This window comes from Streptomyces sp. NPDC056486 (assembly GCF_042795295.1).
Lineage (GTDB): Bacteria > Actinomycetota > Actinomycetes > Streptomycetales > Streptomycetaceae > Streptomyces.
This window is the reverse complement of record NZ_JBHTSF010000167.1, coordinates 1-18,597: the sequence shown is the minus strand read 5'-3', so window position 1 is coordinate 18,597 and position 18,597 is coordinate 1. Positions and strand designations below refer to the sequence as shown.

General features: G+C 69.8%; 17 protein-coding genes. 11 read left to right on the top strand and 6 right to left on the bottom strand.

The genetic code is table 11. The features are described 5' to 3' along the window. Positions 1-33: 33 nt before the first annotated feature. Positions 34-1,143 (bottom strand): LLM class flavin-dependent oxidoreductase, encoded by a 1,110-nt coding sequence (locus ACFQ7F_RS38625; RefSeq protein ID WP_383281613.1) that lies wholly within the window; start codon positions 1,141-1,143, stop codon positions 34-36. A 491-nt stretch (positions 1,144-1,634) separates the two neighbouring features. Between ACFQ7F_RS38625 and ACFQ7F_RS38620 the strand changes: the two genes are divergently transcribed. Genes ACFQ7F_RS38620 through ACFQ7F_RS38600 form a run of 5 tightly spaced genes read left to right on the top strand, consistent with a single transcriptional unit; the run spans position 1,635 to position 6,177 of the window. Further along, the gene (locus tag ACFQ7F_RS38620) at positions 1,635-3,263 is read left to right on the top strand and encodes an ATP-binding protein (RefSeq protein WP_383281609.1); all 1,629 of its coding nucleotides are present in this window, start codon (positions 1,635-1,637) and stop codon (positions 3,261-3,263) included. Beyond that, the gene (locus ACFQ7F_RS38615; RefSeq protein ID WP_383281606.1) at positions 3,260-3,667 is read left to right on the top strand and encodes a roadblock/LC7 domain-containing protein; all 408 of its coding nucleotides are present in this window, start codon (positions 3,260-3,262) and stop codon (positions 3,665-3,667) included. The genes ACFQ7F_RS38620 and ACFQ7F_RS38615 overlap by 4 nt, the downstream gene beginning before the upstream one ends. Further along, complete coding sequence (locus ACFQ7F_RS38610; RefSeq protein WP_383281603.1) at positions 3,664-4,053, top strand: DUF742 domain-containing protein; 390 nt, start codon at positions 3,664-3,666, stop codon at positions 4,051-4,053. The genes ACFQ7F_RS38615 and ACFQ7F_RS38610 overlap by 4 nt, the downstream gene beginning before the upstream one ends. Further along, positions 4,034-4,648, top strand: coding sequence for an ATP/GTP-binding protein (locus ACFQ7F_RS38605; RefSeq protein ID WP_383281601.1), 615 nt, complete (start codon positions 4,034-4,036; stop codon positions 4,646-4,648). Before ACFQ7F_RS38610 ends, ACFQ7F_RS38605 begins: the two co-directional genes overlap by 20 nt. Positions 4,649-4,683: 35 nt before the next feature. After that, on the top strand, positions 4,684-6,177 hold the full coding sequence (locus tag ACFQ7F_RS38600) for a cytochrome P450 (RefSeq protein ID WP_383281598.1): 1,494 nt from the start codon (positions 4,684-4,686) through the stop codon (positions 6,175-6,177). Here the strand turns inward: ACFQ7F_RS38600 and ACFQ7F_RS38595 are convergent. The 4 genes from ACFQ7F_RS38595 to ACFQ7F_RS38580 form a co-directional block, all read right to left on the bottom strand. Next, complete coding sequence (locus ACFQ7F_RS38595) at positions 6,171-7,073, bottom strand: RluA family pseudouridine synthase (protein WP_383281622.1); 903 nt, start codon at positions 7,071-7,073, stop codon at positions 6,171-6,173. The two genes, ACFQ7F_RS38600 and ACFQ7F_RS38595, sit on opposite strands and share 7 nt — an antisense overlap. A gap of 111 nt (positions 7,074-7,184) precedes the next feature. Beyond that, the gene (locus ACFQ7F_RS38590) at positions 7,185-7,802 is read right to left on the bottom strand and encodes a GNAT family N-acetyltransferase (protein ID WP_383281595.1); all 618 of its coding nucleotides are present in this window, start codon (positions 7,800-7,802) and stop codon (positions 7,185-7,187) included. A gap of 174 nt (positions 7,803-7,976) precedes the next feature. Further along, positions 7,977-8,819: a siderophore-interacting protein gene (locus ACFQ7F_RS38585; RefSeq protein ID WP_383281592.1), complete on the bottom strand. Its 843-nt coding sequence runs from the start codon at positions 8,817-8,819 to the stop codon at positions 7,977-7,979. Between the two features lie 52 nt (positions 8,820-8,871). Then, positions 8,872-9,777 (bottom strand): 5'-3' exonuclease H3TH domain-containing protein, encoded by a 906-nt coding sequence (locus ACFQ7F_RS38580; protein ID WP_383281619.1) that lies wholly within the window; start codon positions 9,775-9,777, stop codon positions 8,872-8,874. Positions 9,778-10,098: 321 nt separating this feature from the next. On the opposite strand from ACFQ7F_RS38580, the gene ACFQ7F_RS38575 reads away from it, so the two are divergent. From ACFQ7F_RS38575 to ACFQ7F_RS38555, 5 genes are all read left to right on the top strand, one after another. Beyond that, positions 10,099-11,259, top strand: a complete 1,161-nt coding sequence (locus tag ACFQ7F_RS38575) for a glycine betaine/L-proline ABC transporter ATP-binding protein (RefSeq protein ID WP_383281589.1) — start codon at positions 10,099-10,101, stop codon at positions 11,257-11,259. Next, complete coding sequence (locus tag ACFQ7F_RS38570) at positions 11,252-13,864, top strand: ABC transporter permease/substrate binding protein (protein ID WP_383281586.1); 2,613 nt, start codon at positions 11,252-11,254, stop codon at positions 13,862-13,864. Before ACFQ7F_RS38575 ends, ACFQ7F_RS38570 begins: the two co-directional genes overlap by 8 nt. 176 nt (positions 13,865-14,040) lie before the next feature. Continuing rightward, positions 14,041-15,024: a hypothetical protein gene (locus tag ACFQ7F_RS38565; RefSeq protein WP_383281583.1), complete on the top strand. Its 984-nt coding sequence runs from the start codon at positions 14,041-14,043 to the stop codon at positions 15,022-15,024. A 105-nt stretch (positions 15,025-15,129) separates the two neighbouring features. Continuing rightward, positions 15,130-15,702, top strand: coding sequence for a helix-turn-helix domain-containing protein (locus tag ACFQ7F_RS38560; RefSeq protein ID WP_383281580.1), 573 nt, complete (start codon positions 15,130-15,132; stop codon positions 15,700-15,702). 24 nt (positions 15,703-15,726) lie between these two features. Beyond that, complete coding sequence (locus tag ACFQ7F_RS38555) at positions 15,727-16,449, top strand: helical backbone metal receptor (protein WP_383281616.1); 723 nt, start codon at positions 15,727-15,729, stop codon at positions 16,447-16,449. Here the strand turns inward: ACFQ7F_RS38555 and ACFQ7F_RS38550 are convergent. Then, positions 16,418-17,548: a TDT family transporter gene (locus tag ACFQ7F_RS38550; protein WP_383281577.1), complete on the bottom strand. Its 1,131-nt coding sequence runs from the start codon at positions 17,546-17,548 to the stop codon at positions 16,418-16,420. The genes ACFQ7F_RS38555 and ACFQ7F_RS38550 overlap by 32 nt on opposite strands. Positions 17,549-17,618: 70 nt before the next feature. On the opposite strand from ACFQ7F_RS38550, the gene ACFQ7F_RS38545 reads away from it, so the two are divergent. Further along, the gene (locus ACFQ7F_RS38545; RefSeq protein ID WP_383281574.1) at positions 17,619-18,593 is read left to right on the top strand and encodes a LysR family transcriptional regulator; all 975 of its coding nucleotides are present in this window, start codon (positions 17,619-17,621) and stop codon (positions 18,591-18,593) included. Positions 18,594-18,597 lie beyond the last annotated feature (4 nt).

The following is an 18,597-nucleotide window of genomic DNA, read 5'->3' as shown; positions in this document are numbered from 1 at the left end:
GGCCTGGGGTTTCCCAGGCCAGCCCCCCATTGCTTACGCCGCCGCGCTCACACGCGCCGCGTCACGCTTCGCGACCTCTTCCCGCACGATCGGGATCACGTGCCGTCCGAAGTCGATCGCGTCGTCCAGGAGGTCGTAGCCCCGGGCGGAGAGGATCTCCACTCCCAGGTCGTAGTAGTCGAGGAGGGCCTGGGCGACCGTCTCCGGAGTGCCCACAAGCGCCGTCGAGTTGCCCGCGCCGCCCGTCTCCGTGGCCGTCGGGGTCCACAGCGCGCGGTCATGGCGCTCACCCGAAGCCGCTGCGGCGAGCAGGCGCTGGGAGCCTGAGTTCTCGGGGTTCTTCAGCGGATGGCGGCGGGACAGGGGCGCGCCGCCCGCCTTGCGGGCCTTGATGCGGGCCAGGGTCGCGTGCGCCTTCTCCCAGGCCAGTTCCTCGGTCGGCGCGATGATCGGACGGAAGGCCACCTGGATCTTGGGGACGTCCGTGCGCGCGGCCGCCTTCGCCGCCGCCTTCACCGATTCGATCTGCTCCGCGGTCTGCGCGAGCGGCTCGCCCCACAGGCAGTAGATGTCGGCCTCCGCGCCCCCGGCGGCGTACGCGGCGGGCGACGAACCCCCGAACGAGACGCGCGGATGCGGCTGTTGGACGGGGAAGGTGTCGCTGACGAAGTCGTTGAAGCGGTAGTGCTCGCCCTCGTGGTCGAAGGGTTCGTGCGAGGTCCACGCCTTCTTGATGATCTGGATGGCCTCGCGGGTGCGCGCGTACCGCTCGTCCTTGGTGTGGAAGTCGCCCTCGCGCTGCTGCTCGTGGTCGTTTCCGCCCGTGATGAAGTGCACCGCGAGCCGGCCGTCGCTGATGTGGTCCAGGGTCGCGAACGTCTTCGCGGCGAAGGTGGGGTACGAGACGTTCGGGCGGTGCGCGACCAGGATCTGGAGCCTGTCCGTGCGGGCCGCTATATAGGCGGCGGCGGGGGAGGGGTCGGGGGATCCTGATCCGTACGCGAACAGCACACGGTCCCAGCCGTGGTCCTCGTGGGCCCGGGCGAGCCGGAGTGTGTAGTCCTTGTCGAAGGACGCGCCCGAGCGGGCGGTGACTTCGGAGCCTTCGTTGGTCGCGGCGATGCCGAGGAACTCGACGGGCATGGCGGATTCTCATCTCAACTTGTCGTGGTGTGCGCTGACGTGAAAGCAGTCAGAAGCAACACGACGCGGACCACACACGACCGAAGTCGATGTGATCGCGGGTGACAAGACGCAGCTGAGGGCGCATGCGCTTAGTGGAACAGCAGTCCATACAGAGCGTCAACCACGGCCGTGCCGCAGCTGTTCCCGCCTGTTCGACACCACTACTCCGCGTGTTCGATTGATCGCCGGGCGTACAAATGGAGCCGAGTGTATGCCCGTCGGTGAGCCCGATGCAGAGGGTTGCCGATTATGACTCAGTGCTGTTTTCGGCGCACTAAGCTCGCCCGGAGCGCGGCGAGTTGAACCAAGTTGCGATAAATTCGCGCGTTTGTTCCTGGATCTTTCGAAAGTTCGGATACGTCCATCGTTCTCAACCCCTCCTACAATCCCCACATTTCACGGCATCAACCCCCTTCCTTCCCCCCAAGACAAGTGTTCAGAGGGCATACATGGTGAGTGTTCAAACGCCTCCCGGTGGCCGAGAAGTCCCTTACGTACGCGTGCTGTTGCTGCCCGCCATGCTGATGGCCGCGGCGACCGGAGCCGCCGTCGCGGCGGTAACGGAACCCGCCCGTATGGCGGTGGGCTGTTGCGGCGCGATCGCGACCCTGATGGTCGTCGCGGCCGGCGCCGAAGCGGTACGCCGCGGTCGGTCCATCCGGGAGTTGCGCACGCAGTACGCACAGCGGCTCGCCTTCCTGGAACGGCGCATCGCGTCCCACGACGACGAGACCATCCGCCTGGGCAGGGAGATCATCCCCGAGGCGGTCTTCCGGCTCCGGCAGGGCGAAGCGCCCTCGGAAGTGATCCGCAACCTGGTCGACAGCGACGAGTCCTTCTCCGGACTCCCGCAGTCACAGCGCCAGATGCTCCGCCACGTCCTGGACACCCTGGACACCGGAGAGGCGATGCGCGAGTCCTCACAGCGCGCCTTCGTCAACATCGCCCGACGCGTCCAGGCCATCGTCCACCAACAGGCCGCGGAACTGCGCGAGATGGAAGAGTTCCACGGCCGTAACCCCGAGGTCTTCGACGACCTGCTCCGCATCGACCACGGCACCGCCCTGATCGGCCGCCTCGCCGACTCGATCACCGTGCTCGGCGGCGCCCGTCCGGGACGCCAATGGCCCAAACCCGTACCGCTGTTCAGCGTGTTGCGCGGCGCCATGTCCCGGATTCTGGAGTACCAGCGCGTCGACCTGCACTCGATCGCCAAGGTCGCCATCCGCGGTACATCCGTCGAACCGCTCATCCACGCCTGTGCCGAGCTGCTCGACAACGCCACTCGCTACTCCCCGCCGCAGACCCGCGTGCACGTCACCGCTGTCGAGGTGCAGACAGGCATCGCCATCGAGATCGAGGACGGCGGCGTCAGCCTCAGCGAGGAGGCGCGGGCACGGGCCGAGCGCATGCTCGCGCAGGCGCAGGCCGGCATCGACCTGAACGACCTCGGTGAGAGCCCCCGCCTCGGCATGGCCGTCGTGGGCCGGCTCTCGCAGATGTACAACCTTCAGGTCTCGCTGCGGCAGTCCGCGTACGGCGGCGTCCGCGCGGTGCTCATCGTCCCGCGCGAGATGATCACCACCGGGCCCGCTCCCGGCCTCGCGCACGGCATCGGCGCCTCCGCCGTGCCCCGGGTGAACTCCGAGGGCCGGCCCATCCAGGAGGCCCACGGCATCCGGCGCAAGAAGCCCCGTGTGATGACGGCGGGACCGCCCGTCTCCAAGTCGCTCACCGCGGCCATGGAGGACGACATCCCCGAGGTCACCGAGTGGACGACGAACGGTCTGCCGCAGCGCCGCAGCCGGGTCCGCACCCCGCTGGGCGAGCGACTCGCCCAGGAGGCCGCCGACGAGAAGTACGCCGCGCAGCGCGCGCAGTACTCCCCGCAGCCGCCGGCGCCGGTCGTTCCCGAACAGGTGAAGAAGGAGGAGAAGGAGCCCGGCCTCTGGATCGAGGCCTTCATGAAGGGCGTCAACGGCGACGAGTCCGCGGCCGATGACCCGTTGTTCCCCAAGGGGCACAGCGAGAACGACCACGGCAACGCCGACAACGCCGACGAGGGGGGCTGGAAGTGATCCAGCAACGGGCCAATTTCGACTGGATGCTCAAGGAACTCGCCGACGGGGTGCCGCAGACCCGGCAGATCGTGGTGCTCTCCGCGGACGGCCTGCGCATCGCGCGCTACGGCGGCGACCCCGACGGCGCCGACCGGATCGCCGCCGCCTGCGCGGGCCTGCAGTCACTGGCGGCCGCGGTGGCCACCGAGATCCCGCAGAGCGGCGGCGGGATGCGCATGGTGATCATCGAGGTCGACGGCGGCTATTTCTACCTGATGGCCGCGGGAGCCGGTGCCTATCTCGCCGTGCTCGCCGACGAGACCGTCGACGCGGGCCTGGTGGGCAACCGCATGCGGGACCTGGTCGTGCGGATCGGCGCCCATCTGACGAGCCCGCCCCGGCGTGACGGGCAGGCCGTATGAGTCCTCCGCAAGGCGAGAACCCCTCCCACCGGGACGACCCTCCCCAACGGGAACGGCGCAGCCCGGAGAATCCCGAGCGGCTCTACATCCTGACCGGCGAGGACACGGAGAGAGCGCCGCTCGACCTCGTCACGCTGATCGTCGCGCACGGCGAGGCGCCGCCCACGGCCGAGCCGGAGCACTCCTCCGTCCTGCGGCTGTGCAAGACCCCGCTGTCCGTCGCCGAGCTCTCGGCCTATCTCGCGCTGCCGTTCAGCGTGGTGACCGTCCTGCTGACGAAGATGCTCGGGGTCGACCTGGTACAGGCGCGGGAGCCCATCGTGCGCTCCACGCTCCCCGATCGTTCCCTCCTCGAAGCGGTGATGCATGGACTTCAAAAGCTCTGACACGATCACCGGGCCCAGCAGCGAAGAGGTCCTGCCGCACACGACCACGGCCGCCGTGAAGGTCGTGATCGTAGGCGGGTTCGGCGTCGGCAAGACGACGATGGTCGGCTCGGTCAGCGAGATCCGTCCGCTGACCACCGAAGAGACCATGACCCAGGCGGGCATCGGCGTCGACGACAACTACGGCTCCGACACCAAGACGGCCACCACCGTCGCGATGGACTTCGGCCGGATCAGCCTCTCCGAAGAGCTGGTGCTCTACCTGTTCGGCACCCCGGGCCAGGAGCGCTTCTGGTTCCTGTGGAACGGTCTCTTCGAAGGTGCGCTCGGCGCCGTCGTCCTCATCGACACCCGCCGCCTCGAAGTCAGCTTCGACGTGATCGGCCGCCTCGAGGAGCGCGGTGTGCCCTTCGTCGTCGCCGTCAACGACTTCCCCGACGCACCCCGTCACCCGATGGACGCGCTGCGCCGTGCCCTCGATCTCGACGAGGCGGTGCCGATGGTGAAGTGCGACGCCCGGCAGCGCGCGTCGAGCCGGGACACCTTGCTGACCCTCATGCAGTACCTGCACTCCCTGACCGTGTCCCCTGTGTGACGCCCCATCTCTTCCGCAACCCCGGAGCGAAGAACGTGACGACTCCTTCCCACTCTGACCCCGGCATGGACTCCCCGGCCATGCCGCCGCCGGGCTGCCCCGCGCACGGTCTCGGCCCCGGCGGTCTGCGCCGGCTCTATGGGCCCGAAGCGGATACCGACCTCGGCGGTCTGTACGAGAAGCTGCGCGCCGAGCACGGCGCGGTGGCCCCGGCCCTGCTGCACAACGACGTACCCATCTGGGCGGTCCTCGGCCACAGCGAGAACCTCCACATGATCCGGACCCCCTCGCAGTACACCCGCGACTCGCGCCAGTGGCGGGCCGTCCAGGACGGCTCCATGGGCCCCGAGCACCCGCTCGCCCCCGTCGTCACCTGGCAGCCCATGGCCAGTTTCGTGGAGGGCGACGTGCACCAGCGGCTGCGCGACGCGGTCACCGGCGCCATGGCGGGCCTGGACCACCGGGGCATCCGCCGCTACATCAACCGCTACAGCAACCTCCTTCTCAACGACCTCTGCCAGCGCGGCCGGGCCGACCTGGTGAGCGAGTTCGCCGAGCATCTGCCGATGATGGTGATGTGCCATGTCCTCGGCATGCCCGAGGAGTACAACGAGCGGATCGTGCAGGCCGCCCGCGACATGCTCCGGGGCACCGAGACAGCCATCGCCAGCAACGCGTACATCATGGACGCGCTGATGCGCCTGGTGGCGCGGCGCCGGGTGCAGGCCGAGGAGGACTTCACCAGCAACCTCATCGCGCAGCCCCAGCAGCTGACCGACGAGGAGGTCGGCACGCACCTGCGGCTCGTGCTCATCGCCTCGTACGAGGCGACGGCCAACCTCATCGCGAACGCCCTGCGCATGGTCCTCACCGACCCGCGCTTCCGCGCCCAGCTCAGCGGCGGCCAGATGACGGTCCCTGAGGCGGTCGAGCAGTCCCTGTGGGACGAGCCGCCGTTCAGCGCCATGGTCGGCTACTTCGCCAAGCAGGACACGGAGCTCGGCGGGCAGCAGATCAAGGCGGGCGACGGCCTGATCTTCGGCATCGCGCCGGGCAACGTGGACCCCGTCGTCCGCCCGGATCTCGCGGCCAACATGCAGGGCAACCGCTCCCACCTGGCGTTCGGCGGTGGGCCGCACGAGTGTCCGGGGCAGGACATCGGCCGTGCCATCGCCGAAACCGGCGTGGACGCGCTGCTCATGCGCTTCCCGGACGTGGAACTCTCCGTCGAGGAACACGAGTTGCGGTGGACCTCGTCGATTCTCTCCGGTCACCTGGTGGCGCTCCCGGTGCAGTTCGCGCCGCGGCCTCCGCAGGACGTGATGGCGCGGCCCATGGCGCGGGTGCCCGACGCGCGGGGTGACTGGCAGGTGTCGTCCCCGGCGCCGCGACCCGCGTACGCGGCGACGTCGCAGCCGGTGCCGCAACCCGCCGGACCGCCGCCCGTACCGGAGTCGGCGCCGGCGGCGGCGTCCGTGCCGCGCCAGGGTGTGTGGCGGCGGCTCGTCACCTGGTGGCGGGGCTACTGACCGTCCGCTGACGGGTTCGCCCAGGTGTCGTACGAGACCCAGGCGCCCAGCTCGCGTGAGCTGACGAAGCGATGGTCGGCGCCCGTGACGGGGTCGGTGAACTCCAGGACACGGGAAAGGAGTTGGAGGGGCCGCCGGAAGTCGTCCGGCGGCACCGGTCCTCTCACCACCGGGTAGACCGGATCGCCGAGGATCGGCAGGCCCAGGGCGTTCAGGTGGACGCGCAGCTGGTGGGTGCGGCCGGTGTGCGGGGTGAGCCGGTAGCGCGCCAACTCGCCCTTGTGTTCGGCGAGTTCGATGCGGGTCTCGCTGTTGGGTTCGGCACCGGGGACTTCGTACGCGGCGATGATGCCGCGCTCCTTCACGATGTGGCTGCGGGTGGTGCGGGGGAGTTCGACTCCGGCGTCGTGGGCGGCCACGGCCTCGTACTCCTTTCGCACCCGCCGCTCGCCGAACAGCGTCTGGTAGGCGCCGCGTTCCCCGGGCCGCACGGTGAAGAGGATGAGACCCGCGGTGAGCCGGTCGAGGCGGTGCGCGGCCCCCAGCGCGGGGATGTCGAGATCCCTGCGCAGCCGGGCGAGCGCTGTCTCGGTGACGTGGCTGCCGCGGGGTGTGGTCGCCAGGAAGTGGGGCTTGTCGGCAACGACGATGTGCTCGTCGCGGTACACCACATCGATGCTGTACGGCACCGGAACCTCGTCCGGCAGGTCCCGGTGGAACCACACGAAGGTGCTGGGCACATAGGGGGCGTCCGGCGCCACGGGAAGCCCGTCCGCCCCGACGACGAGCCCGTCCCGCAGCATCCCGTCGATCACTCCGGGCCCGGTCTTGAGCCGCTCGACGAGATGGTCCCGTACGGTCGCCCACGCTCCGTCGGCCGGCAGCTTGACCCGCATGGGGTCGACGCCGCGCCGCTGCGGCAGGGGAGAGGGCGGGATGCGGGGCTTACGGGTCACAACGGGCAAGAATACGGGCCCTGGCGGCGGCGCCCTACCGTTTTCCCCAGGTCAGAAGCCCGCCTTCGCCAGGTCAGGAGCCTGTCGGTTCGTCCCCTGTATGCGGGCGTGCAGATGCATGTCGTGCCAGCCGTCCGCGTGCAGCACCGCGCTGCGCTTGGTGCCCTCCGACGCGAAGCCCGTCTTGAACGCGACGCGGCAGGAGGCTTCGTTGGCCACGGCGTGGGTGAGTTCGAGGCGGTGCAGGCCGACTTCGTCGAAGGCCCAGTCGCTCAGCGCCGCGAGGGCGCGCGGTGCGATGCCCCGGCCGCGGGCGGACGGCATGGTCCAGTAGGCGACTTCGGCCTGGCCGTCGGCGAGGACGACGAGGCGCAGCGCGATCCGGCCCACCACCGCGTCCGTCGTGGCGTCGGCGATGGCCCAGTACGCGTCGCGCTCATCGGACCAGGCCTGGCGCCAGCCGTCTATCCACCCCCGGGCCTCGTCGACCGAGTCGGCTACGCGGGCGTGCCAGCGCTGGATCACCGGGTCCTGGAAAGCCTCGTACACGGAGGGCGCGTCGTCGGGCGACCAGGGCCGGATGACGAGACCGCCGGGTACGGGGATGGTCGGCTGTTCCTGGTGGGCGAAGGTGCCTGCCGGAACGACGTCAGGGATCTTGAAGGGCATGGCGGCATCGTGTCAGCGCCCGATGCCGGACGAAACGGGTTTTCGAGGGCCCGCCCGGGACGCGCCCCTTCAGGGGCGCGGGGAACTGCGCGACAAGCCCCCACCGGTCGTCGGACGGAGATGGCCCCGCACCAGGGTGGCCGACCAGGTCAAGGGGCGGCCACCCCGCCACGGTCAAGCCGAGGGCACCGACTCCTGCTCCGCCTCCACCTGCGCGTTCCAGTCGCGCTTGGACGCCTGCCAGCCGTCCTCGTTGTGGCCGAGGCGCCAGTACCCGGAGATCGAGAGGCGCTCGCGGGGCACCTCGCGCTCCATGCGGAGGTAGCGGCGGAGCTCCTTCACGAATCCGGCCTCGCCGTGCACGAACGCCTGCACGTCGCCCGCCGGGAAGTCGAGGGAGCGTACGGCCTCGACGAGTGCCTCGCCGACGGGGCGCTGACCGCGGTGCAGCCACTGGATCTCCGCGGCCGAGTCGATCTTCTGCTCCTCGTCCGCGTCGGCGACCTCCACGAAGGCGTACGCCTTGGCGCCGTCGGGCAGTGCTTCGAGGGCGGCCGCGATCGCGGGCAGCGCGCTCTCGTCACCGGCGATCAGGTGCCAGTCGGCCTCGGCGTCCGGGGCGTACCCGCCGCCCGGGCCGTTGAAGTGGATCGTGGCGCCCGGCTCGACGTTCTTGGCCCACGGTCCGGCCAGGCCCTCGTCGCCGTGGACGACGAAGTCGATGGCGAGCTCGCGGGTCTGCGTGTCCCAGGAACGCACCGTGTACGTACGCGTCACGGGCCACTGGTCGCGGGGGAACTCCTCGCGGATCCGCTGGATGTCGAAGGGCTCCGGGTAGGTCACACCCTCGGCGCCGAAGAGCAGCTTCACGTAGTGATCGGTGGAGTCGCCCGCCGTGAACTCGGCGAGCCCCTCGCCGCCCAGGATCACGCGCTGCATGTGCGGGGTGAGGCGCTCGGTGCGCACCACCTGTGCGACGTGGGTCTTCGGTGCCTTGCGTGCCGGACGTTCTGCCATGGTGGCGGCCTCCCCTGATCAAATGTTGCTTAGGCTTACCTAAGCTAACACCTCAGTCCTGGAGAGTCGTGAGCAACCGCTTCAGCGCTCCGCCCAGGCCCCATCGGGCAGCCAGCTCGTCCAGGGCCGCCGGATCGCGGGGCTCGCCCGGCAGCGCGAGGTCCACGTCCGGCAGCGGTACGTCGCCCGCGACGCGGACGACCGTCGGCGCGACGGCCACATAGGGGCGGGATTCGTCGAGCCGCTTGCGCTGCGAGGGCGTCAACTTGCTCATCGGGTCGTCCACGGCGGCCATGATTCCGGCCAGATTTCCGTACGCGTCGAGCAGCTTGGCCGCCGTCTTCTCGCCAATGCCGGGCACGCCGGGCAGGCCGTCGCTCGGGTCGCCGCGCAGCAGGGCCAGGTCGACATAGCCGGAGCCGTCCACTCCGTACTTCTCGCGGAGCCAGGCCTCGTCCGTGAGCTGGAGGGAGCCGACGCCCTTGAGGGGGTAGAGGACGCGGATGCCGCGCTCGTCGTCGACCAGCTGATAGAGGTCGCGGTCGCCGGTGACGATGTCGACCGGGCCTGTGGCGCGGCCCGCGTAGGTGCCGATCACGTCGTCCGCCTCGTACGACGGCACGCCCACGCGGGCGATGCCGAGCGCGTCGAGAACGTCCTCGATGATGGGGACCTGCGGGGCGAGGGTGTCCGGGGTCTCCTCGGCGTCCGGGCCCTGCTCGACCTCCTCGGCGACGCGGTGCGCTTTGTACGACGGGATCAGCTCGACCCGCCAGTGCGGGCGCCAGTCCGCGTCCATGCAGGCGACCAGGTCGTCGGGGCGGTGGTCCTGGACGAGCCGGGCGATGAAGTCGAGCAGCCCGCGCACCGCGTTGACCGGTGTGCCGTCCGGGGCCTTCACGGAGTCGGGGACCCCGAAATAGGCGCGGTAGTAAAGGGACGCCGTGTCGAGCAGCATGAGCCGTCGCGTTCGCTGAGTCACCTTCGCATCATGCCGCACGGCACTGACAGCGGGCCGGCTCCGGCTCCGTCAAGGTGTTGTTTCCGCCCCGGTGGACAGGGGCCTGATCGCAGCGCATCCCGGTGGACAGAAGTGAACGGAATGTGAACTGGATCACTCTTGCGTTTGTTCTGTGTAAGTCGGGGCAGGCGCCGAGCCGGAGCGCCTCCGGTCGAGAATTCAACTATTTCGCCGGGCAACTAGCGGGCAGAAACCGCGTCGCTCCACGGCCCGCCGGCGGGGGAGGCGGGCCGTCTTGGTTCAACCCGAGAGGTGTATGTGTCCAGGCTGCAAGCCGAACACCTGTACAAGGTATTCGGCAGACGACCCGCTGACGCGGTGGAGAAACTCCGCCACGGAACCGACCGAGAGGAACTGCGCGCCGAAGGCACCACCGCGGCCGTGATCGACGCTTCCTTCACGGTCGAGCCGGGCCAGATCTTCGTCGTCATGGGTCTCTCCGGATCCGGCAAGTCCACGTTGTTGCGCATGCTCAACGGCCTGTCGGAACCGACGGCCGGGCAGGTGCTCTTCGAAGGTCAGGACCTGACCGCTCTGAGCGCCCGCGAACTGCGCGAGGTGCGCTCCAAGAAGATCAGCATGGTCTTCCAGCACTTCGCGCTCTTCCCGCACCGCAGTGTCCTCGAGAACGCCGGTTACGGCCTCGAGGTGCAGGGCGTGCCGCGCGCCGAGCGCGAGGAGCGCGCCACGGTGGCGCTCGAACTCGCGGGGCTCAAGGGCTGGGAGAAGTCCTGGCCCGACGAGCTCTCCGGCGGTATGCAGCAGCGCGTGGGCCTGGCCCGCGCGCTTGCGACCGACGCGGACCTGCTCCTCATGGACGAGTCGTTCAGCGCGCTCGACCCGCTGATCCGCCGCGACATGCAGGACCAGCTCCTCGAACTCCAGAAGCGGCTGAAGAAGACCATCGTCTTCATCACCCACGACCTGAACGAGGCCATGCGCCTGGGCGACCAGATCGCCGTCATGCGCGACGGCGAGATCGTCCAGATCGGCAACGCCGAGGACATCCTCGTCACCCCGGCCAACGACTACGTCGCCGCGTTCACGCAGGACGTCGACCGCTCCCGTGTCCTGACGGCGGGCGCGATCATGGCCGAGCCGGAGACCGTGTTCGGCACCAGGACGGCCGGCGGCAAGGAGCTGAAGACCGCACAGGACGTGCTGTCCGAGGCCCCCGCCACGGTCAAGGCCGAGGCGCCGATCATCGAGCTGTTCACGCCGTGCTCCACCAGCGACGTACCCGTCGCCGTGGTCGACGACGAGGGCAAGCTCACCGGTGTGGTGCCGCGGGCGCGGTTGCTCGCGGTGCTCGGTGAGCCGATGACCCCCGAGAACGAGTCGCAGGACGCTGCTGTCCCGCTCGACAAGGCGCAGGACAACGGCGGACAGGCCGTGAGCAAGGTGGTCAGCGGTGCCTAGAATTCCCTTCGGCGAGTGGGTCAACGACAGCGTCGACTGGCTGCTCAGCCACATGGCCTGGCTGTTCGACTTCTTCCAGACCGTCTTCCAGGGCGCGTACGACGGCATATCCGACGTGCTCCAGTCGCCCGAGCCGCTGCTCCTCGCGGGCATCTTCGCCGTCATCGCGTTCTGGCTGCGGGGTGCGATCGCCGGTGTGCTGACGTTCGCGGGCTTCGCGTTCATCATCTCGCTGGAACTGTGGGACCACGCGATGATGACGCTGGCCCTGGTGCTCGTCTCGACGATCATCGCGCTTGTCATCTCCGTGCCCGTGGGCATCTGGGCGGCGCGGTCCAGCACGGTCAGCGGCATCGTCCGCCCGGTGCTCGACTTCATGCAGACGCTGCCGGCGATGATCTACCTCATCCCCGCCATCCTGTTCTTCGGGATGGGCGCCCCCGCGGGCATCGTCGCCACCCTGATCTTCGCCCTGGCCCCCGGCGTCCGTATGACGGAGCTGGGTATCCGCCAGGTCGACAAGGAACTGGTCGAGGCCGCGGACGCGTTCGGCACCACGCCGCGCGACATCCTGCTCCGTGTCCAGCTGCCCCTCGCGCTTCCCACGATCATGGCCGGTGTCAACCAGGTCATCATGCTGGGTCTGTCCATGGCCGCCATCGCGGGCATGGTCGGCACGGAGGGCCTGGGCGCCGACGTCAACGAGGCCATCGGCCAGCTCAACGTGGGCCTCGGCTCCGAGGCGGGCGTCGCGATCGTCATCCTGGCGATCTACCTGGACCGGATGACGAGCTCGCTCGGCACCCAGGTCTCCCCGCTCGGCCGTCGCGCCGTCGCGAAGCTGCGTGCCGCGCAGGGTCTGAACATCTTCACCTACCGCCCGCAGGCCGCCGTCGCGGTCATCGGTGTGGTCGTCCTCGCGCTCGTCGCGGGCGGCATGGGCGTCTTCGGCGGCTCGGCGTCCAACGAGACCACCGCGGACTCGAAGAACGTCGGCCAGGGCAAGGAAGTCAACATCGGCTACATCCCCTGGGACGAGGGCGTGGCCTCCACCTTCCTCTGGAAGGAGATCCTGGAGCAGCGCGGCTTCAAGGCGCAGACCAAGCAGCTCGAGGCCGGTCCGCTGTACACCTCGCTCTCGCAGGGCAGCATCGACTTCCAGACGGACTCCTGGCTGCCGACGACGCACGCCGCGTACTGGAAGAAGTACGGCAAGGACCTCGAGGACATGGGCTCGTGGTTCGGCCCGACCTCGCTCGAGCTCTCCGTGCCCTCGTACGTCAAGGGCGTGAAGTCGCTCGATGACCTCAAGGGCAAGAGCGGCAAGTTCAAGGGCAAGATCGTCGGCATCGAGCCGAGCGCCGGAATGATGGGGCTACTCAAGGACAAGGTCCTCAAGGAGTACGGCCTCGACAAGGAGTACAAGGTCGTCGACGGCTCCACGCCGGCGATGCTGGCCGAGCTGAAGCGCGCGTACGCCAAGAAGGAACCGATCGTCACCACGCTCTGGTCGCCGCACTGGGCCTACAGCGACTTCAAGCTGAAGAAGCTCGAGGACCCGAAGGGTGCCTGGGGCAAGGGCGACGGCGTGCACACCCTTGCGCGCAAGGGCTTCTCCAAGGAGAACCCGCAGGTCGCCAAGTGGCTCAAGGACTTCAAGATGAGCGAGAAGCAGCTCACGAGTCTTGAGGCGGAGATCAACAAGGCGGGCAAGGGCAAGCAGCAGGAAGCCGTCCGTGCCTGGCTGAAGAAGAACCCGGGTGTCGTCAACAAGCTGGCCCCGCTGCCGAAGAACACCACCCCGGCGGAGGCGAAGCGTCCGCTGAACACCGCGTACTTCGCGTGGGACGAGAACATCGCCGTCACCAATCTCTGGAAGCGTGTCCTGGAGAAGCGCGGCTACAAGATGAAGCTGACGCCCTCCGACGTCGGCCCGGTCTACACCGCTCTCGCACAGGGCGACCTCGACCTGGATCTCGACGCCTGGCTGCCGACGGCCCAGAAGCAGTACTGGGACAAGAACAAGGCGAACCTCAAGGACCTGGGCTCCTGGTACAGCCCGACGTCCCTGGAGATCGCCGTCCCGTCCTACGTCAAGGGCGTGAAGTCGCTCGAGGACCTCAAGGGCAAGGGCGACAAGTTCAAGGGCAAGATCATCGGCATCGAGCCCGGCACGGGTGTGATGACGGCGCTCAAGAACAAGGTCCTGCCCGGCTACGGCCTCGACAAGGAGTACAAGATCGTCTCCGGTTCGACGCCGGCGATGCTGTCGGAGCTGAAGTCGGCGTACGCCAAGAAGGAGCCGGTCGCGGTCCTGCTCTGGTCGCCGCACTGGGCGTACAACGAGTACAAGCTCACCAAGCTGGACGACCCCAAGGCCGGCTTCGGCAAGGGCGACACGATCCGCACGATCTCCAGCAAGGAGTTCCCCAAGCAGTACCCGCAGCTCACGAAGTGGCTCAAGAGCTTCAAGATGAGCGAGAAGGAACTGGCCAGCCTGGAGAACGAGATCAACAAGGCGGGCAAGGGCAATGAGCCCGAGGCCGTCGACACCTGGCTGAAGAAGAACCCGGGCTTCGAGCAGAAGATGACTCCCCAGTCATAGTTCCGCAGTCCTGACTCTTCACCGCTGAATTCGCTGAATTCGCCGAATTCGCTGAGTCACCCCCGAGGGGTGGGCCTCGTCCTTGTGGCGAAGCCCACCCCTCGCGGCGTTCCCGGGGGCACCCGCGCTCCCTAGGCTGGGCACCTTCCCCGCCGCTCGAACGTAAGTGCCCCTCCGTGACCGTCCATGCGACGCCCCGTCTGCTCTTCACCGTGGCCCTGGCTCTGGCCGCCGCGCTGTTCCTCGCGCACCTGGCCGACGCGAGCCCCGCACCGGCCTCCGCGGGCACCGCGCGCCTCGCCGAACTGGCAGGCGACGTGCGCACGGCCGACGGCCACCGATACGACACGCGGGACGACACCGGCCGCACCATGGACGCCGCGCAGATCGCGCAGACCCCCGACGGCACGTATCTGGCCGTCTACCACACCCTTCTGGACGACGGCCGCTTCCATGCCGCCGTCGCCACCTCCACCGATCTGCGGCACTGGCACCGCCGCCACGACTTCGGGCCGGGCACCCACCAGGCGTCGCTCGCCGACGACGGGCGCGGCGGATACGTCCTCGCGTACGAGAAGGACCCGAAGAACCACATCGCCGTACGCGCGTACCCCGACGAGGCGGCGCTGCTCCACGGGCGTGCGGCGCGTGCCTACGACGCGCCGCGCACCCTCTCGCGGTGCGCCGAGGGCACGCCGAGCATCACCGCCGTGCGCGGGGACACGATCGAGCTCACCGGGCACTACCGCGCCGACTGCGAGACCGACCGCCAGCTGCGCGCCACGCTCACCGGGTTCCGCGACTGGCACGCGGCGCCGGACCGGCGGCTCGACCGGGCGCTTCAGGCGTGGGGCAACGGCGGGAACCTCGGGGACCGTGCCCCCGTAGAGCTCGACGGGCAACGGGTGCTCCTCGTGGAAGGACAGCGCTCGCGGGGCGACTTCGGGAGCTGGCGGACGTACGCGTACGACCCTGCGAGCGGCCGGGCCGACCGGCTCGCCATTTCCACGCACGGCAAGAGCCGCGCCTTCGCCAATCCGTCGGCGACCCTCGTCACCGACCCGCGGGGCAGGCCTGCCTTGCTGGTCAGCCTCTTCATACCGGGGGAGGGAGCGGCTCCCGGAGAGGCGGGTCAGCTTGTCTACTGGCGCAAGCTGTAGAAGGCGGTCTGTGCAACGGGGCAAAACCGTTTGGCGAACATGCGTAGGGTGCAGAAAACCCATCAGGGTTGAGAGTGGACCGACGCGCAGAAGGGAGCCGAGGCGATGGACGAGCAGAAGGAAACCCTCCGGGTGGGCTCGGCCGTGCGGCGCCGCCGCCGGCAGCTGGAGCTCACACTCGCCGTGGTGGCCGAGCGCAGCGGCCTCTCGGTGCCCTTTCTGAGCCAGGTCGAGAACGAGCGGGCGCGGCCGAGCAGCCGTTCCCTGCAGCGTGTCGCCGACGCTCTCCTGACGACCGACGTCGAGCTGCTCGCCGCCGCGGATCCCGCGTGCACGGTCGACCTGATGCGGGCCGGTGAGGGTGACGGCGAGGGTTCATCCCCTGACTCCCGCGTACGCAATCTGGTGCGCGGTCACCACCAGCTGCACGCCATCGAGTTCACCGGCGACCACGACGAGGGACGCGAGTTCCAGCACCGCAACGACGAGTTGATGTACGTGGTGGGCGGCGCCGTCGAGGTCGAGGCGGAGGGCAGGGCCTACCGGCTCGGGCGCGGCGACAGCCTGTATCTGACGGGCGGGGTGCGGCACAGGTGGCGGGCGACCGTGCCGGACAGCCAGGTGCTCGTGGTGGCCGTCGGCGATCACATCGAAGCCGTGGACGGCTCGCGGCGCTGAGGGCGGGATTGTTCTGTGGCTGGAGTGCGGGTCGTCTCGCTGGTGCCCTCGCTGACGGAGGCGGTCGCGGTGAGCGCGCCGGGAGCGCTGGTGGGAGCCACGGAGTGGTGCAGCCATCCGGAGGACCTCGACGACCTCGGCGTCGTCCGCGTCGGCGGCACGAAGAATCCTGACGTGTCTCGGATCATCGCCCTCGCCCCGGACCTGGTGATCGCCAACGAGGAGGAGAACCGCGAGCCCGACCTCGCGTCGCTGCGGGCGGCGGGGGTCGAGGTGCTCGTGACGGAGGTACGCGATCTGCCCGGCGCCTTCCGCGAGCTGGCCCGGGTGCTCGCCGCCTGCGGGGCGGGGCGGCCGGGGTGGCTGGACGAGGCCGAGGCCGCGTGGGGGCAACTGCCGGAGCCGGACGCCAGGTTGAGAGCGGTCATCCCCATCTGGCGGCGCCCTTGGATGGTCCTGGGGCGCGACACGTTCGCCGGGGACCTGCTGCGACGCCTCGGCGTCGACAACGTCTACGCGACGCACGCGGAGCGCTATCCACACGTCCCGGTCGAGGAATTGCGCTCCGTCGCCCCGGACTTGATGGTCCTGCCCGACGAGCCCTACCGCTTCACCCGCGAGGACGGCCCCGAGGAGTTCACCGCCCCGTCGGCGCTCGTCAGCGGCCGCCACCTCACGTGGTACGGCCCGTCACTGGCACAGGCACCTGCCGAGCTCATCGCGGCGCTGCGAGCAGCTTGCCGTTGAACACCCCGCGTGCGGTCTGCGTGAGCGCCACCGCCCAGGCCGTCACAAGCAGGGCGTACAGGGCGAGCGCCAGCCAGTCGTAGACCGCGAGGCCCGTGTGCTTGCCCAGGCCCTCGGCGCCCGTGACACACGTACCGACGGGGAATGTGAACGCCCACCAAGTCATCGCGAAGCCCATGCCCCGGCGCCTGGCCCGCACCACCATCGCGCCCGCGAGCGCCAGCCACAGCAGGGCGAAGCCCATCACCGGGACGCCGTAGAGCACGGCGAAGACGGCGAAGCCCTGGTCGTAAGGGGCCGGGACGACGCCTGTCGCGGCGGTGTCCGCGAACTTGTTCACGGCTGTCGTCGACTGGCCGAGCGGGCCGAGCACCAGGAACAGCGTCGGTGTGAGCGCGAGCGGGAACGGGCCGCCGGTCAACAGGCGGGCGAAGATCAGCGGCAGCATCACCAGGGTGGCGAGCAGGCTCAGGCCGAACATCGCGAAGCAGGCGAAGAGGAGCGTCTCCTGGGCCTGACCTGCGGGGAGGTGGGGCACGAGGAGCGGGCCGAGGGCGGCGGACACCATGGGTGCCACCAGGGGCAGCAGCCAGACGGGCGATGCCTGGCCGGGCTCCGTGCGGTGCTCGACCACCATCAGGTACGGGATCGCCACAGCCGCCGCGAGGCCGATGGCCGTACCGGCGACGAAGAGCACGGCGTCGAGGGCGACCGCCGCGCCCGTCCCGATCCAGTCCTCGCCCACGAGGAGTGCGCCGCCGCCGACCGCGAGCAGGGCCATGGAGAGACAGCCGTAGAAAGGGGCGACGGCCGGGTCGAGGAGATGGGCGCGGGCCTGGTCGCGGTGGTGGATCCAGTGCAGGGTCCGGGCGCCGATGAGTACGACCAGCATGATCAGGGAGAGCGCCCAGACCACGGTGCAGGTGGTCCGCAGGCCGGGGACGTGGACCGGCAGGGTCGCGCCCGCGCCGCCGACGATCGCCGTGCCCATGACGGTGGCGTACCAGTTCGGGCCGAGGTGGCGGGTGGCGAGGGCGATGCGAGGGGTGGCTGGGGCGGCGGTGTGCGGAGGTGCCTGCGGGTGGGCGACGGTGACCATGAGTCCACGGTCGCCGTTCGGCGGGACCCCCACCAGGAGGCATCTTCGAATGAGGGCATAACCTGGGCTTATGGGTACGTCTTCTGGTTCCGCCGGTGTGTCCGATACATCCGGTGCGTCCAGTGCGTCCGGTACGTTGCCGGGGGCGCCGCTCGCGCACCGGGTGCCCGACCTCGGGGCGCTCGAACTGCTGCTCGCCGTGGCGCGGCTCGGCAGTCTGGGTCGGGCCGCGAAGGAGCTGGGTATCACGCAGCCCGCCGCGAGCAGCCGCATCCGGTCGATGGAGCGGCAGCTCGGGGTCGCGCTCGTCGACCGGTCGCCGCGCGGCTCGCGGCTCACGGACGCGGGGGCGCTCGTCACGGACTGGGCGCGGCGGATCGTGGAGGCGGCGGAGGCGTTCGACGCGGGGGCGCAGGCACTGCGGGATCGGCGGGACTCGCGGCTGCGGGTCGCGGCGAGCATGACGATCGCCGAGTATCTGCTGCCGGGCTGGCTGATCGCGCTGCGGACGCAGCGGCCGGACACGGCGGTGTCGTTGACGGCGGGCAACTCGGCCGCGGTCGCCGAGCGGCTCCTCGCGGGGGACGCGGACCTCGGCTTCGTCGAAGGGCTCGCGGTGCCGAGCGGGCTCGACGCGGCGGTCATCGCGCACGACAGCCTGATCGTCGTGACGGCGCCGGGCCACGCCTGGGCGCGGCGACGGAAGCCGCTGGAGGCGGCGGAGTTGGCGGCCACGCCGCTGATCCTCCGGGAGGAGGGTTCGGGGACGCGGCAGGTGCTCGACACGGCTCTGGGGGGTCTCGCGCGCCCGCTGATCGAGCTGTCGTCCACCACGGCGGTGAAGGCGTCCGCGGTGAGCGGGGCCGGGCCCGCGGTGCTGAGTGAGCTTGCGGTGGGGGAGGAGCTGTCGGCTCGGCGCCTTGTGCGGATCCCCTTGGCGGGGGTGCGGTTGCGCCGTGACCTTCGGGCGGTGTGGCCTACGGGACACCGCCCCACCGGGCCTGCGCGGGACCTGCTTTCGCTTACGCGGGCGGGGGCTGACTGACGGG